Source organism: Desulfonatronum lacustre DSM 10312 (genome assembly GCF_000519265.1).
GTDB classification, from domain to species: Bacteria; Desulfobacterota; Desulfovibrionia; order Desulfovibrionales; family Desulfonatronaceae; genus Desulfonatronum; species Desulfonatronum lacustre.
Genome location: NZ_KI912608.1, coordinates 2,418,773 through 2,435,326, shown reverse-complemented (window position 1 = coordinate 2,435,326; position 16,554 = coordinate 2,418,773). Strand labels below are relative to the sequence as shown.

8 protein-coding genes are annotated in these 16,554 nt (G+C 59.2%); 1 reads left to right on the top strand and 7 read right to left on the bottom strand.

Annotation, left to right across the window (positions count from 1 at the left end; genetic code table 11):
- Position 1 precedes the first annotated feature (1 nt).
- Positions 2 to 805: an AmmeMemoRadiSam system protein B gene (gene amrB / locus DESLA_RS0111490; protein ID WP_028572556.1), complete on the top strand. Its 804-nt coding sequence runs from the start codon at positions 2 to 4 to the stop codon at positions 803 to 805.
- Positions 806 to 1,151: 346 nt separating this feature from the next.
- On the opposite strand, the gene DESLA_RS0111485 is transcribed toward amrB, so the two are convergent.
- The 7 genes from DESLA_RS0111485 to DESLA_RS0111455 all read right to left on the bottom strand — a co-directional run bounded on the left by DESLA_RS0111485 (position 1,152) and on the right by DESLA_RS0111455 (position 16,490).
- On the bottom strand, positions 1,152 to 2,504 hold the full coding sequence (locus tag DESLA_RS0111485) for a M48 family metalloprotease (RefSeq protein WP_028572555.1): 1,353 nt from the start codon (positions 2,502 to 2,504) through the stop codon (positions 1,152 to 1,154).
- Positions 2,505 to 2,543: 39 nt separating this feature from the next.
- Positions 2,544 to 3,560 (bottom strand): hypothetical protein, encoded by a 1,017-nt coding sequence (locus tag DESLA_RS0111480; RefSeq protein WP_156932945.1) that lies wholly within the window; start codon positions 3,558 to 3,560, stop codon positions 2,544 to 2,546.
- Between the two features lie 31 nt (positions 3,561 to 3,591).
- On the bottom strand, positions 3,592 to 5,070 hold the full coding sequence (locus tag DESLA_RS20170; RefSeq protein ID WP_051434619.1) for a radical SAM/SPASM domain-containing protein: 1,479 nt from the start codon (positions 5,068 to 5,070) through the stop codon (positions 3,592 to 3,594).
- Complete coding sequence (locus DESLA_RS0111470; RefSeq protein WP_156932944.1) at positions 5,067 to 6,749, bottom strand: hypothetical protein; 1,683 nt, start codon at positions 6,747 to 6,749, stop codon at positions 5,067 to 5,069. Before DESLA_RS0111470 ends, DESLA_RS20170 begins: the two co-directional genes overlap by 4 nt.
- 121 nt (positions 6,750 to 6,870) lie before the next feature.
- Complete coding sequence (locus DESLA_RS0111465; protein ID WP_028572552.1) at positions 6,871 to 8,871, bottom strand: TolB family protein; 2,001 nt, start codon at positions 8,869 to 8,871, stop codon at positions 6,871 to 6,873.
- A gap of 105 nt (positions 8,872 to 8,976) precedes the next feature.
- Positions 8,977 to 15,042 (bottom strand): Ig-like domain-containing protein, encoded by a 6,066-nt coding sequence (locus DESLA_RS0111460; protein WP_028572551.1) that lies wholly within the window; start codon positions 15,040 to 15,042, stop codon positions 8,977 to 8,979.
- Positions 15,039 to 16,490 carry a hypothetical protein gene (locus DESLA_RS0111455; RefSeq protein WP_028572550.1) on the bottom strand — a complete coding sequence of 484 codons (1,452 nt, stop codon included), beginning with the start codon at positions 16,488 to 16,490 and terminating at the stop codon, positions 15,039 to 15,041. Before DESLA_RS0111455 ends, DESLA_RS0111460 begins: the two co-directional genes overlap by 4 nt.
- Between the last annotated feature and the right edge of the window lie 64 nt (positions 16,491 to 16,554).

Below are 16,554 nucleotides of genomic sequence, written 5' to 3'. Positions count from 1 at the left end.
CATGGACCGCAACCCCGTTGTCGCCGGGCGGTTTTATCCCGGCACCAGACAGGCCTGGGAGGCGGAAGTCCGCAGCCATCTCCCTCCGGAATCCACGCCGCGCAAAGCCCTGCTGGCCATGTTGCCCCACGCCGGATACGCGTACTCCGGGTCCGTGGCCGGCAAGACCCTGTCTGAAGTGATCCCGACGGAAACCGTGCTCCTGCTGGGCCCGAACCATACCGGACTCGGACAGCCCTTGGCCTTGTGGCCCGATGGTCGCTGGCTGCTGCCCGGCGCGCACCTGGACGTGGACGAAAGGCTGGCCGGACACATCCTGGAGGCTGCTCCCGCAATTCAAGCGGACCACCAGGCCCATCTCCAGGAGCACTCCCTGGAGGTCCTCCTGCCTTTTCTCTGGGCCGTCCAACCCCAAACGAGGATCGTCCCGCTGGCCGTGGCCGAACCGCGCCTGGACGTGTTGTTGCGCACGGCTCAGGAACTGGCCGAGGTGCTCGCAAAGTGGCCCAAACCAGTACTGATCCTCGTCAGTTCGGACATGAGTCACTTCGTTTCCGCCCAGCGGGCCAAGGAACTGGACGGCCTGGCCCTGCAAGCCGCCCTGGAACGCGACCCGGAAAAGCTCTACGCCACAGTGCGCGATCAGCGGATCTCCATGTGCGGGATGCTGCCCATGACCCTGGGGCTGGCCGCGGCCAACGCACTTGGAGCGACCCAGGCCCGCCTGATCGCCTACGCCACCTCCGGCGACGCGACCGGGGACTTTTCCCAGGTGGTGGGCTACGCCGGGGTGGTGGTGGAGTAGAATGATGCCGGTTTTGATAAACCGGCCTGCTATCTGATGAAAACGCGACCTGTCTCATCAAACGGCGGCAGGTCGCAGTGCAAGCGGCCGCGAAGAAATTCTGAAGCCCCGTCCCTCTTCCAGAGGCAACGGTGGACAAAAAAGAGGAACGTATTTTTCGGAAACCGCCCCATAAGGATGCCCCGCGAAGCTCTGCCCTGTCTGCTATGCGCCGTGTGATCGCGGGGGCTATTCATTCAGGGGGCTCAGGCTGCTTTCGCCCAGCTTGACTTCCTGCAACCCTGCTTTTGACCGGCAAGAGGCCTTGCAACTGAAATTTGGCTGAAAACGAGAAAGAAACTGCGATCTATTGCTGCTGTGCCGGTGGAGAGACGTAGCCCCATTCCACCAGCCGACCATAAGCGTATTGGGCCTTGTCCCCGGTGTTCACACTGCCTAGGAAGCGTTGGTATTCCTCCGCGGCGCGGCCTTTCCTTCCCATGCTCTCCGAGGTAACCCCTTTCAAAAAGACCGTGTTGGGGTTGCCGGGAAGCATCTTCTCATAACGGTCGAATTGCGCATACGCAGCATCAAACTGCTTCAGGTTCAGCTTGGCCACGCCGCTCAAATGCTGGGCCTGGGCCTCGGCCGGATAGACCCGCCTGGCCTTTTCCGCGAAAAATTCAGCTCGCTTGGGCTGTTCCAGGGCCAATTGACACTTGGACATCAGCACCAACCCCGCATAATCCTCCGGCGCCTGTTTTAGGGCGTCGCTCAAAGCTGTTTCCGCCTTGGGAAACTGCTCCTGGTTCATCTGCTTCTCGCCTTCCTGCATCTTTTCGATGGCCCCCTTGATTTTGCGCAGGCCGGCGGTGTGGTCCATGTAGCGCTCCCGGTACACGGGGTACTCCCGGGCTGATGTGTACGTGGTACTGGAGTTCTGAACCGCGGTTTGATAGCGCTCTTCACTCATGGGATGGGTCGAAAACATCATCTCAATGGCCGACGGTTTATTCTTTTGCATCCGGCGCAGCACGTCCATCAGCCCGACCATACCTTCCGGGCTATAGCCGGATTTGGTCATGTACTCCATGCCCAGGTCGTCGGCCTGACGCTCATCGCTTCGGCTGTAGTGAGCCAGCAAGGCTCCGGCGGCAACCCCGCCCAGGCCCGCGGCAATGGCACCCAGAGTTTCATCCTGGGACGCCAAAGCCATTGAGGCTCCCATCAACACCAGACTCGTCAAAATGCCCACGGACATCCGCGAAGCCGTATGCCGGGCATTGACGTGCCCCAGTTCGTGTCCCAGCAACCCGGCCAACTCGCCCTCGTCTTTCATTTCCAGCATGATCCCGCGGGTCGTGGCCACGCTGCCGGCGGGAAACACATAGGCATTGACGTAGGTGGCGTTCACACAGCGAAACGAGTATGGCATGTGCGCCCGATGGGTGTTTCCGGTCATGCTCTGTCCCACCGTGGCCAGATACTGGTTCAAGCGCTGATCCTGCACCGCGCCGTAATCCGCGGAAAACTGATGTGGGGAATTCTCCCGGTCCAGTTGAATTTCGCTCTCTTCGGACAAAAACATCAATTGCTGTTCCCCGGTGACCGGATTGATAGCGCAACCCGTGGCCAATCCGGCGGTGGAAGCCGTGGCCAACCAGAGAAAATCCCGCCTGTTCATGGACCGTGTGCTGATTCGATTTGCCGGATGATGCACGAGGTTCTCCTTTTCCTTGCTGATACTCGCCCACAACAATTACAATACCGTTCCATTCTCTCCGCTCACCGCTGCCTTGGCCATGTTCAGCCCGTTGGTGAAAATTACCGAGGCCTTGGAGGGTTTGGTATGGTAGCCGCTGGTTTTGGTGGTTTGCTGGCGCAGAACTATGATCTCCACATCGTCCTGTTCCTGGTATTCCTTGATAATTCCCTTGGGCGGGGCAATCCCGGCCGTGGCCGCCTCCAAGCCATACCCCTGTTTGGCAACCAGAACAACATACACGTACGGATAACTCGTTCCCTTCACGTCATTGGTCACTACCTGGACGTACATGCCCAGAAAATCCTTGGGTGCATCGGGAATCTGAATCCGCAATTTGACATCATCGGGGATCTTGGTCTTGCCCTTGAGCAACATTATCACCGTGACCTGATCCGGTCCGACCAGTTTCTCGGCATTCTCCAGAAGGGACTGCAAACTCTCCACCTTGACCATCAGCTTGGGCAGACGCAAAATTCTCCGAGTACCCGTTACCCAGTGCGGCGTAAGCAGGATCAGCGCATTGAACAGCAGCATCTCGACACTTGGCGCAAAGACTCCATGACCGAATTCCAGGTGATGAACCAGGCTGTAAAGAGCTGGTCCTGCCACGAGAATCAGGGTGATAACGCCCCAGGAATTGGTCACGTCCATGAAGGAGCGGTTCCAGCGCAGCATTTTTTTGTCGATCTCCTGCAAGTCCCGTAAGCGCTGGATGTCCACGTTTTCCCACGCAGCATCCGGATTGAAACTGCCGCTTTCCACCCGGTTGTGATACCCCCGGACGCAGAGCAGCAGGGAGCCGGCAAACAATACAGGTGCTCCAACCCAGAACATTCCGGTCAAGGCTTGGATCACCAATCCGGCAACGACCATGGCAAAGGAAACAGCCAAGCGTTTCCCATAAGGCATGGATGGTCGAAAGTGAAAAACAACAATGCCTTGCTCCTGGGCGGAAAGGGTAAACAGGGACGAACCTGCGGAAAGATCCCGGGGCGGACTGGCAGTGGTCATGGATCAAACCTCTCTTGGGCGTGAAGGTTGTTCAAGAAGAGACAGTGCGGCCGACAGGTCGTTCAAGCGGGATGCGGGGCGCGGGACATGCGGTAAACCCGCGGGCATCCTCCAGTTCCGCAAAGCCGAAATGCTGCCAGTACAAGGGACAGGCGCCGTGGCAGAACGGAAAGTGGTCGCACTGCCGACAGGATGGATGCGCCAGGCCTTTGTTGCGATAGGTTGTCGAGCCGGACCGCTCCCAGATGGTCTGAAAATCTTCATCCAGCAGATTGCCCATGGGATCTTCGCAGGAGGAACAGGGCAGAATCCGGCCGAAGGAATCCACCGAGAGCAGCCCGTCGCAGGCACTGCAGCCCTTGTTGCCCAGCTCAGCCAGAATCGGATTGAACAGGCAGAGCGGCGTGGGCGAATACCACATGAACTCCACTCCCGCAGCCGCGGCGGCCTGTTGCACGGCCAGGACCACGGAGGCCATTTCCGTATAGCGTACTAGGATCGACGGGTTGGACTGCTGATCCGGATTCTCATTTTGACTCGCGCTTCCGGCCGGAATGACCATGTTCATGCTGAACCGTTCGCCATGCAGGACATCGCGCACGAATACAGGCATGTCCGTCACCACTTCCAGATTGCGGCGATTGATGGTCGTATTGCAATGCACCGTGATCCCGACATCGCGCAGCCGCTCCACCGCCCGGCAGGACCGGACAAAGGAGCCCGGAACCTGGGTGATGGCGTCATGACTGGCCCCGTCCGGTCCCTCGATGCTGATCTGGGCCGAGGCCAGCCCGGCGTCGGCCAGTTCGTTCGCCAGTCCGGGCGTGATCAGCGTGCCGTTGGAGATCAGGTTGACGCGCATGCTCAGTTCTCGGGACGCGTGGCGAATCAACTCCGGCAGATCAGGACGCAGGGTCGGCTCCCCGCCGGTGAAGCTGACCGACGGTACATGGGCCTGGTTGCGAATTCGTTCCAGGATGGTCTTCACTTCGCGTGTGCTCATCTCCAAAGTATCAGCACCCTTTTCTTGCGGATTTCCCGCGGCATTCACTTTTCCGCAAGCCCCGGCACAACCGGCATAGCAAAAGACGCAGCGCAGATTGCATCGTCGGGTCAGGGCCATCTCGGACAACACCGGCAAGGCGCTGAATACCGTTTCCAAAGGTGCGATTTCCACGGCGCATCCGGCATTGTCCTCGCGCAGGTCACCGGAAAGACAGCGCCGGATTGCATGGAGAAACAGGGCCACATCACGCAACCGGTCCAGCTGTTGTTCGCCGATCCGCGCGACGAGCTCGCCAATTTTTCCGCCGGACAGCAAAAAGTGCAGCACCTGTGCCCCCGTCGGATTCAGGCGATGGGCCTGGTTGGGCATCCGGATGAGCAGATTGTCCTCCAGGCGGACCACCACGAAGGGCCGGACATTGGTGATGAATTCATCCACCCACCCCAACGCAGGCGGCACAGGGGGCGTACGGCGTCCGCCGAAAAAGCGGCGCAACCCGATCACCGCGACCCTCCGCTGACGCAGGCCGAATGGCAGGCGGAATGACAGGCCGAGTGACAGGCGGAATGGCATGCCGAGTGACAGGCCGAATGACAGGCGTCGTGGCAGACGTTCATGTCAAAGGCCGGGGAGGTGTTGATGAAGCTGCGCTGGAGGTGGTCGCTGTCCATGGGCATCACGGATTCGTGCCGCCAGGGGTCGTCCTCATAGGCATACCGCCGACCATAATAGCCGTGACTGTTGTGATACCACCAGTACCAGCGATTGTATTGGGAATCGTCTCGATTGTTCCGGCGGCCGGCGGTTTCGCGCTCTTCCCGGTCGTACTCGGCGATACGTTCCCGCCAGTAGTCCTGGGTGGCCTGCACGTCGCAATCCCAGGCCTTTTGCTGGATGGCCCGCACGGCCATGTTCATGATTTCCTCCAGCTCTTGCTGGGACAACTCTCCGTCGTTGGCAAACGCGTGGATGAACATCCGCTCGTAGATGTCCATCTGGTTTTCAGGCGGGCGCAGGACCCTGGCCTTGAGGGTTGGGCTCTCGGCAATCACTTCAAGATAGCCTTCGCGCCGCAGTGAGTGAAACATTGCGCTGAGGATCTGCCGGAAGGGAACTTCCAGGTAAAATGCGGCTTCCAATGGAGTGAGCTCCTTGCAAACCTTGCCCTTGATCCGGAAGTTGGCCAGCACCAGTTTGGGCGGGGTCCAGTCCAATCCTTCCCAGCGGATTTCATCCAGGCCGCGATGGGCTTTGACCATGGAACGTTGCTTTCCGATCATCAGGACGTAGAACAAGGCCAAAAGTCCCGCAGCGCCGAGCAGAAAAAGCAGATTTGGGCTGCCGTTCAGCAGAGAACGGAAGCTCTTTTCCGCGACAGCCAATCCTGTCGGCGTCCGAACCGGGTCGGTGCGTTGCGTTGCTGAAGCTTGGGGGAGCGGCGCCGCCCCGGCCAAATCAAACCAATCCGCCGGCAGGTAATATTGGACCCGCAAATGATACTTGTTGCCCGGCGAGTCCCGGTGAAAGAGCAGCACCAGTCGGCCATGCTCGCCGCGCTGGTAGTCGATCCGGTAGCGGTCGTTGACCCAGGGCTCGGTGAGGACGAAATCATTTTCCAGAACATACGCCCGCGGATCAATGACATCCGCCGGCAGTTGGTGCGGGGTATGCACCCGCAGGGTGTAATGACGCTGGCGCTCCGCCTCGTCCCACTGCACCGGCGACCAGTTGAAGACCACCAGTTCCCGCCCGTCCTCGGCCGTGGTCGGCGCAACATATCCGGCCGCGGCAAAATTTGTCGGAAACCAGAATCGATAGGTCACATGCCCTGAACGGACCCCCTGCCCACGGGCCAGCAGGATTTCATACGCACCCGGCTGCATCCGGTTGATTTCCAGATCATACCGGTTCCCATCATCGTCCACGGCATGGGATTTCTCACTGAACGGGCCCACCCGCAAGCGGTCATTCCCGGAAAACACAAACCCCCGCAACCGGTCCCCCACCACCCGCCACTGCACGGTATAGGCTACCACCGCCGAGCCGTCACGGTTCAGATCCACATCCGTTTCCACGAAGTAGACATCGCCCTTGCGGCCCTGGGCCGAGACAGGCGAGGTCCAGCATAATCCGGCAAAAAGCAGACACAACATTATGGACATGGATAGAATTGGCCGTGCCATGTACACCTCGTTTCAGTTTTGAAGGTGGTTTAAAATTAAGCAACAAGAATCCAACCGGCGCTCGGAAAAATCAGAAAGTTCCACGGAAATTTCGTTGCATGTCCCCATTGATGCAGGTCCATCACTCGTCCAAAGGGAGGATCATGCGCTGGAAGCGATGCCCCTCCCCGGCCATGTACATGGCTCCGTGCTCGGAAAAGACGGCATAGGGCGGAATCATTTCGTGGCTGCGCTCCGGGCCGTTGAATACGGCGATGTGCATCCTTTCCTTATCGCGATGAAAATAGACCAGGTGTCGGCTGTCCGGACTGAACTGGGGAGGCGCCTGGTCAAAGATTTCCCTGTCCCCGGGCCCCTCGACGCCATCCAAAAGAACTCGCCAGAACCGGCCCTGCTTTTCCAGCCAGGCAACCTTGGTTCCATCCGGACTGAACACGAGTTGCCGGGGCTGTCCGGCCCGGCGGGCGATTTCCTCTCCATCCACCATCAAAACATACTCGTCGTCCGCGAGTTGCAGTCCTGCTGCCCAGCGCCGACCATCCGGGCTGAAGGTCAGGCCGACAATGTTCTTCAGATTGCCGAAACCATGTCGAAATTCCGACTCATTCAGCACCAATGCTGCGCTATCTTCGGTTTTGGCGACATACGCCGAACGTGTTCCATCCTCGCTGAGTAAGGCAGGATCCCAAATATTATCGTAAGGTGGACCGACCCGTCCGTTGATGACCATGCAGGACAGAAATTCTTCGCAGGGGCTGACATAGGCGTAATGAGCCCCGTCCGGCGTCGCTGAAAACTTGTATCCCGAGCCCATGGTCGGCTGCAGTTCTTCGCCATTGCGTACGAGAAAACGCAGGCTGTCTTCCTTTACCGCGATATACAGCAGGTCACTGCTTTCCGCTGTAAATTTCCGATCATAGATGGTCTGGTAAGGCTGATCTTCGCGACCCTGTGAGGTCATCATCTTTTCTGAACCGTTGTCTCGGTTTTTCTCCGACCAAGCGACTGTGCCGTCTGCGGACAGGATGGGTCTGCGAATCTCCGCATCTGTTTCGCGAATCAGTTCGCCATTCAGGAACAACCGGTACACGCCCTTGCTCACCCGTCCGGCAACAAGGGTCCGAGTTCCATCTTCGCTGATGGTTACAGCTTCAATATCTTCAAAAATGGGTCCTTCAACTCCATTGCATACTGGGATCTCCATTTCTCCCAGCTCCGCCTCGAAACAGAACGTTTCGCCGTTGGATGAGAAGTGCAGGGAATAGCCTCCTCCAATGTAGTCATACCATTTGCCTGGATTGCCGTTCAGCAGAACGCGCCTTTGTCCCTCCTCCCCCTCCAGCCAGGCCATGTGGCGCATGTCGTCGGACATCCGAATTTCTTGTTTCGCCAAGGCGCGTTCCGGCAACTCGAAATTCATGCTCTCCGGTGCGGCCATGGGCCACTCCCAATTCGGATCAGCGCCAGGACCGGCCACCGGCTTTTCCCGGCCCTCAACAAGGTCGGCTCCATCCGGAGAGACATCTCCCAAACCGTCGACCTCTGGACTTTCCGGCCCCACTGCCGCTGTTGACCGTATTGGTGTTTCTTCAACCATGACATCAGGTATTTCAGTCGATGATTCATGAACTTGAGGTTCGGCCGGATTGAGCCCCTGACTTTCCGATCTGACCCATCGTCGTCCATCCTGGCGCACGACAGAACCCTGGGCAACCGTGGCCATGTCCTGAACATCCTGCCAGTCAAGATACTCCCCGCCTTGCATGAACGCCGCCAGATCGGACAACTCTTGTTTAAACGGGGCCAGCCCGGCATCTCCTGCTTCAGCCTGGGCAATCCAGGCCTTGATCTGCTCCAGGTTCGCCGCCAACAGATCCAGTCCGTGATCCTGACGCAACCGTTGTCCCAGTTGCAAAAAATGATCAGGCAGTCGTCCCCAGGCTCGTAAGGCCCGCACAGTGACCTGACCCTGCTGCTCCAGTTCCAGCAAGCCATCCGGACCGTGGGCTATTTCAACTCCGGCTTGGCTTTGCTGTTCCACTGCGCCAAAGGCCCGGGTCGCTCCGGCGGCATGCAATCCACCAACCATGATTACCGCCAACAGACCGATCAGAATACGCATTCCCCTTCCTCCCTTTTTAACAGCTACGGCAAGCCGGTTCATCAACCCCTGCACCATCTGCCCTCTCCTGGTTTGTAAAGTGATCATATGTATGGTTGCCGAGCCCTACTTCGGCAGCACCGGATTGATGCGGCGAATTCCCAGATAGGCCTCCAGGCGTTTGACCCGGTCTTCGGTTTGCGGGTCCGGTTTGAGCATCAGACTGTCCCGGTAGAGGGTCAACGCCCCGGCATAGTCTCCCTGAACCTGGCGGCGGCGGGCTTCTTCCCAGAGTCGGATCGCTTCCTGTTCCGGATTCATGGCCAGTCGACGCAGGACCCCGCTGGACGCCTGGAACAGATCGATCTCCAGATTGGGATGCCCATGGGGCCAGAGTAGCCCTTGATCCGAAGCCGCCGGACCGGACAGCCGTTCATCCGCTGTGGGCTGGGTGGTGCGGGTTATCCCGGCGCTGAGAAGACGCATGGCTCCATGGCGATCCGCGACCATGACTTCAAGCGTTTGCGAACCAAACCGCAGAGGCAATTCGACCTGAGCCACGTCTCCGAGCAGACTCGCCTTGTGCCACGGACCACCTGCGGTCCGTGCCGCCACAAGACCGACATCTCCGGGGACCTGAACATCAACCGAAAGGATGGATTCGCTGACCGTTGCGCCGTCCACCGGCGAAATCAGTCGGGCAACGGGCAACGTCCGCTCGATGGTCAACTCCAAGGTCTGAGAAGCTTCGTTCCCCGACCCGTCCACGACACGGACATCGATGGTATGCGCGCCCGGCTGGAGCAGCAACGGAACACCGAGCCGACCACGGGTGGCCGGCAATTCGGTCCAGAGCCCGCGATCAATGGACACCAGCGGGGAAACCGGTCCGGCTTCGTCGTCAACCTCCAACTCCAGCATCACCACGGTGTCTTGCACCACGCCGACCGTGGGTTGGAGGATGCGCAGCACGGGGGGCGTGTCGTCGCCGGCGGCGGTGAGGGTAAACAAGGCTTCGTTGTTCGCCAAATCAGGATCATCAAACATGTTCTCCGGATCGACGACCAGGGCGAGGTTGTTCAGCCCACCGCGAATTCGCCAGTCCATGGCGCCGTAGCTTGGCTGATCCAGTCCCACCTCCGGGACCGTGGTCCGAGCCAGTTCTTCGCGGCTGCCTCCGGGCAGGATGCGCAGCAGCGCCACTGCCACGTCGGTTGCCGTGGATGCTCCAAGATTGCGCACCGGGAAACGCAGGCGCATCTCATCCCCGGCATTGGGTTCGGCAGGTCCAAGGATCTCAAGTTGCGCCGCGGACAGGCTCAGATCGGGCGCCGTCAAGGATACTCCGCTCATGGCCACGGCCTGCATTCTCGCTTCCTCGACGGACGCGCCCACCGTCCAGGCCGGAGTCGCGGTGAGCCGGAACTTGAAGCGAAAGTCGCTGTTCACGGCATAGTGCCCCCCACGCAGATGGGTGGTGCGCAGGCCGACCCGATTGTCCCCGGGCAGGCCGGACTCGTCGAAGCGTAGGGCATTGGGGGGAATGCGGAAGCTGAAGTTGCCTTCCGGCAACATGTCCTTGAGCACGCCGATGACCACGTCGTTGAGGACCACCTCCACGTCATGGGGCTTGTAGCTGTCGCGGGCGCCGCGCAAGGCGAAAGTCATCTCCAACCAAGCCTCCACCACATTGGTCGGCTGCCAGCGATCACCGCGTCGCAGGGCGGCAAATTCACTCATTCCGTTCCGATCCACATCCGCGGCTGCATGGTCCACAATTCCGTCGCCGTCGCCGTCCGTTCCGGTCCATTCGATACCATCCCTGACCAACACCCAACGGTCGGGTCGGCCATCACCGGTTGTGTCGCTGCCCGTCCCCAGGTTTTGCCAGTCCAGTTCGTCCAGGCCAACAGCCCTGGCGCGGTCGATCCGTTCCGGCAAGTCCGCCTCAATATTACGAGCCATGGGATCGTCGGGATCAATCCCCGGCAACAGCCAGACCCGGTGCATTGCCTGCCCGGGCTCAAGCTGCATCGCAAAAGGGAATGCAAAGGTCTTGTCCAGACCAAGAGCCAGGATTTCCGTCTTTACCCCGGTAAAACCATCGTAGAAACGTGGTGTGACCACGAAATCCATTCGTGCGCCGCGGGGCAGCAAACCATGCCGCACCGTGGGCGACAGAACCACGGCATGAGCTTTGGCGGGCTGCACGGACAGATCGGTGAGGGCATCACCGAGATTCGTCAACCGCAGAGTACGCCCCATGCCGCCCGGTGACGGGCCAAGGTCCGACCACTCCAGCTCAACGTGCGGCAGCCGGACATGCACGACAATCTCGCTCTCGTCGCTCAGGCCGGTTTCAGAGACAATACGGATCGGAATGCGATGCTCTTCGGTGTTCACGTTTTGCGCGCTGATGGCGAACTGGAATTCCCGCTCTTCCCCGGCCGCCAAGGCAAAAGGCCTGTCTTCCGAGCCTGTGCCCACGAAACTGGCCAGCATCAACGGGTCTTCGGGCTGGCCGCTCTCCAGGCGGACCATCAGCGGTTCGTCACCATTGTTGCGCACGCTCACACCCACCCGCTGATCATAGTCGCGCCGGATGTTCGCGGCGTACTGGGCGCGGCCGAAAGCCAACCCCTTGACCCGGGTCAGAACGCGGATCGGGCCGGGGTCAACCGCTGGATCAGGTCCGCCCAAGGGCTGGAACTCGTAGGTCACCCCGGTCTCCAGACCCGGCAGACGAACCACCCGCTGCCTTGCGGATTGCCCCGTGATCTCGGTCCAGTCCTCATCATCCCCGCCCTGGGGCCGGTAACGCACCCGGGCCGGACCGAACGTGGGCGCCTGCCAACTGACCGTAACCGTTTCCCCGGTGAGCATGGCCCCGTTGGGCGGAGTCAGATCGAAGTAGTCGGAAAGCACAAAGCTGCGTTCCAGTTTGGCCTCATTGCCGCCCCGTTCCCTGGCCACAACGGTCAGGACATGCTGCCCACCGGAAAGTCCCGGCCAGTTCACGGCAGCCTCGTAGGGCGGCTGGCCGTCACTGCCGAGAGACTTGCCGTCCAGGAAAAATTCCACACGGGAGATGGGCAGTCCATCAAAGCTGACGGCCTGGGCCTGGGGGGTCAGCGGCGCGGAGACGACCTGGCCCTCGGACAGATTGTTCACCGTGACCAGCATTCCGGCCCGGTCCCGAGGGCCGGTGGCCTGGACCCAGAAGCGCTGCCGGGAGCGCTGGCCGTCCGTTCCGGAACAGACGGCCTCCACCACGTACAGCCCCTGTTCCGGAAAGTCGCCGGAAACCGGTTCCTCGCCATCCAGGCGGACATCTTCGCGGCCGTCGCCGTTCAGGTCCATGCCGCAGCGTTGCGGCGCGTCGGTGTATTCGGTCCGGTGACGCTGAAACACGACCCGTTGCGGACGCAAGGGGTCTACCTGGGCCCGGACCATATCCGCGACAAGGGACCGGTTGCGGGTGTCCAGCATGATGAAGCCGGGTTCCAGACTGGCACTGTTGTCGCCCCATTCGGTCAGTTCCACCCGCAACCGGGTCGGTCCTTGGACGGGCAAAACCTCATTGAACCGGGTCGGCGCATACCGTCCCCACTCCTTCAACCGTTCGCCGGTGCGGTCGTCAAAGACTCGGATCAACGTTTCCAAGGGTGCGGCCACACTCAAGGTCACGTCACCGGCAACGGGCATGTCGAACAGGAAGCGGTCCCGGTCCCCACGGTGATCGATGCTGAAGGCCCGGGCCTCTCCGTCCGCCAGACGGCGGGGCGGATCATCCGCCAAGGGCCAGGTTTCGTCGGGCTCCACCCGGTCCAGGGCCACGGACAGGATGTACGGCTCCACCGAGGCGTTGTTGTCGCCCCACTCGCCGACCATCACGAAATAGCGTCCGGCCTGGACAGGCGGGGCCAATTCAGCCGTTTTGCCGCTGTACGCCCCGCGCTCGGCGACCAGTGCGTCGTCCGCGTCCAGAATACGCAGATGGGTTTCCAGGGGAGACTGGGCACTGACCCGCAGATAACCCGGAAAATCGGTTTCCACGGCAAAGACGTCTCGATCCCCCATGGGAAAATAACTGCCGTGAATGGTCTCCCCCAAGCCAAGGGGCAAAGCCCGGGCAATGTCGTCGTTGCGCTGAAGAAAATCGAGTTCATCAGCCGGCTCCAGCCATGCGGAAAGGACATACGCGCTGGGCGACCAATTATTGTCGCCCCATTCGCGGATGGCCACGAAAAACGTCTCCGGTCCATCCACGAACCAGGAAAATGTCAGGAGACCATTGCTGTACGCGCCGCGTTCGGCAAGCAGCTTGCCGGACCTGTCAAAAAGCTGCACGTGGCGCTCCATCTTGCCGCTGCTCTGCAGATGCAGGCGTCCGGCGCCGGGAACGGCAAGACTGAACACGTCGATGTCGCCAATGGGCAAAATCGTACTTCCCACCAGGGACTCAATATCCAGGGTCCGCACCGCGGCCACGCTGCCACTGCCCAGCGGCGGATCATCCACGCCGTCGTCCGGCAACAGATCCACGCTCATCCTGTACGGGGTCAGGGACTCGCCATTGTCGCCCCACTCCCGAACCTCCACGAAATGCAAGCCCGGAGCAACCTGCACGACCAGATTAATGGGCATGTTGGTGTAGACGCCCCGTTCGCCGAGCATCTTTCCCGCTGCATCGCGGACAATGACATGCCGCTCCAAGGCAATGCCCTGGTCATGGATGCGCAGAAAGCCAGGACGTTCCACCTGAATCCGAAATACGTCCCGGTCGCCGCGCGGCCAGATCAGGCCGACCATCTGTTCGCCCGGCTGCAGCAAGGACGCGGCGTCATCGCTGTCATTGGGTTCCAGAGGATCAACGGCCGGCTCGCTGGACGCCGTAAATGTCAGCGGTGTTTCCGAAGCGTTGTTGCCTCCCCGTTCAGAAATTTCCACATGGTAGCTGCCCGCGGCCACGGCCCGTTCAAAGCCATTGGCGTGCCCGGCATAGGCGCCGCGTTCCTGGAGCAATTGTCCCTGGCCGTCGTACAAGCGAAGATGCGTCCCAATGGGCCCGCCCTGGGCAATGTTCAGCTTGAGCAGGGCCGGTTCCGGCAGGCGAAGCAGGAATTGATATTTCTGGCCGATCCGGGAAATGGCAAAGGAGACAGGCACCCCGAGTTCCAAAGGCTCGGACCCGTTAGGGCCGGGCTCTCGCAGTTCGCGCCCGACCTCCGGCGTCAGAGCAATGCGCACCTCTTGCGGCTCACCGGCCAGGCTTGCCCGGACCACTGCCGGAACATGCCCCTGGGCCTCGGCCCGCACGGTCAGGGTGCGGCGGGACACGACCATCCGCCCCTCGGCATCGGGCCGGTTGATCGGACCGACCCGCAAGTTGTCAAAGACAACTGCTCCACTCATGTCGGTCCGCCCCGTGGCCAGAACGCCGCTGGGCCAGACCTCGGCCAGGACCACCTCCGCGTCGGGCAGAGGTTTTCCGCCGCTGTCCGTCACCTGCACGGACAGGCGGGCGGATTCGGACAGTCGGCGCAGGAGGAAGGCAGGCGTTTCGAGAGCTTCGCCAATGGTCAGTTCCTGGCGCAGCGGCTCGAATCCCATGGCCTGGATTTCCAGACCGTATCTGCCGTGGGGCACGGCAACAGCGCTCAACGCGCCCTCCCAGTCGCTGACCATGCGCACCGGCCCAGACAGAACGGCGTTCACGTCCTTGGGGATCAAATCCACCCGGGCTCCGGCAACGGGAATATCCAACCCGTCCATGAGCACTTGCGCCGTCCATTCCTGGGTTTGCGTCGATTCAAGCTGCACGGGAATGGGCTGGCGCTGTCCTCCCGGTATCTCGACCTGCCGTGCCACGCGGTCAAAACCAGGATGGTGCACGGACAGTGCGTACGCCCCGGTCGGCAGTCCGGTGAAAACCGCCACGCCCTCCGCACCAGTGGCGGCATGACGCCCGCCGAGATACACCGTCACCCCTGCCAGCGGAGTTGCATTTCCCTCACTGCCCGAAGCCGTTATCTGGACGGCCAAAGGACCGGAAAACCCTGCCTCCAGCCGTCCGGGAAGTATGAGGTTCAGCGCCAAAACGGCCAGAAAAAGGCCGATGAAAAGTCCTGCAAACCGAGGAGCAACCCTGACTGATCCGAGATTTCTTCGAGCAAGGCCGAGTCTGGTCATTGCTGATTCTCCTCCGTGATTGAAATGATCGGCGGCAACGTCACCGGCGCCTGGATCACGGGACGGTTGGTGCAATACCAGTCGCTTTGTCGATGGCGTGACGTGACATAGCTTTTTTCCTTCATTTCCTTGCAATCCACCGTAATGTTGATGGAATCCTCCGAGATCAAGGTTTTTTTCATGCCGGACCAGGCGTCACTGTTCCATAAAATGGATCGATCCACGCTTTCATCAGTAACAAGATACAATTTAATCGAAATGTTATGTTGATCTTTGTTTTTTGGATCCATATACCATCCGAAATCGATCATATCTCCCATCCGGACTACGCCATTGTGGCTGCTCCCCTCAGCTGTTCCATCAATCTGGCATTCGTAATAATAATAGCTGTTTCGCAGGACATTCTCATACGTATTGTTGCTCAATTTTCTTGAAAGAAATCCATGGATATCATTTGACAGAAGTCTTTCTTTCAAATCGTCTTCGTAATGTTCGAAATATTGCGCTGCATTTGTGCCAAATTCTTGACTTATTTGACGATGAAGATCTATTTTCGCCTGAAAATTGTGTGAAAAAGAGCTGCAATCGTCCGGTCCAGTTACTTTTCCATCTTCAGGGTCATTGATGGAAACCCGAACAGGATCGTTTTTAGCGAATTGCGGAAAACTTCGTTTGGCTTTTTCCATCAGGCTTTTAATGAACATGGTTTTTTTATAGATATGGCTTTTCTCGGAAGAAATTCGAAACGTCTTATGCGACTCAGTCATGCCAGGCAGAAATATTCCAGCCTGAGGATACTCTTCGAGGCGGGCACGCAGGCGTTCTTCAACGGTATTGTAGTCGGTTTGCAAATGATCATGGATCAATTGCAAATGATCCATATAGTCTTTGTATTTGGCCAAAGCAAAATACATGTCTTTACCGTCGATTTCTGCTTGAATGTCCTGAAGATACTTTTCATAAAAGTTCATTTCCGAAATTTGAAATTCGGTAAGACTTTTCTGATAGTATTCCGCCATCTTTCTCCTTTTCTCAACTTCCTCAAGATCCTGCAGAAAATAGTATCTGTCGATTGCAATTTGGGTCACTGTTGCTGTCACTATGCCCACCACGACCGGCGTAGCGGCAACAGTGCCGGTTCCAACGGCTATTCCTGTCCCTGCGGCGACAAGAGTTTTTGCGACAATGGTTTTCATCCAGCGTTCAAGACCGTCAAAATCTCCTTCAATATACGCCCCCGCAGCACCGCCGATATCCGTGGCCGGAATCAACGCGATCTTGGGTCCGGCATTCTCAATGCCCATATCGATCAATTTTCGGTTTAGCGCCTCTTTCAAGATGCCTTCCGCAGTCTCCATGGTCATAACTTCCCCAGCCCCAGACTCCTGATGCGGTACGAACTCGGCGCAAAGAATCTTCGGAACCAGGAATAACAGGCCAATGGACAAGGAAATAATCCTCATGATCCGGAAGGAAGAAACCACTGCTGACAAACTGGTCATTGGCATGCCT

What these genes read in the sequence shown, in the direction of transcription:
- amrB (WP_028572556.1), top strand. Translation starts at nt 2, where the DNA reads ATGGACCGCAACCCCGTTGTCGCCGGGCGGTTTTATCCCGGCACCAGA.
- DESLA_RS0111480 (WP_156932945.1), bottom strand. Translation starts at nt 3,560, where the DNA reads ATGACCACTGCCAGTCCGCCCCGGGATCTTTCCGCAGGTTCGTCCCTG.
- DESLA_RS0111470 (WP_156932944.1), bottom strand. Translation starts at nt 6,749, where the DNA reads ATGGCACGGCCAATTCTATCCATGTCCATAATGTTGTGTCTGCTTTTT.
- DESLA_RS0111465 (WP_028572552.1), bottom strand. Translation starts at nt 8,871, where the DNA reads ATGCGTATTCTGATCGGTCTGTTGGCGGTAATCATGGTTGGTGGATTG.
- DESLA_RS0111460 (WP_028572551.1), bottom strand. Translation starts at nt 15,042, where the DNA reads ATGACCAGACTCGGCCTTGCTCGAAGAAATCTCGGATCAGTCAGGGTT.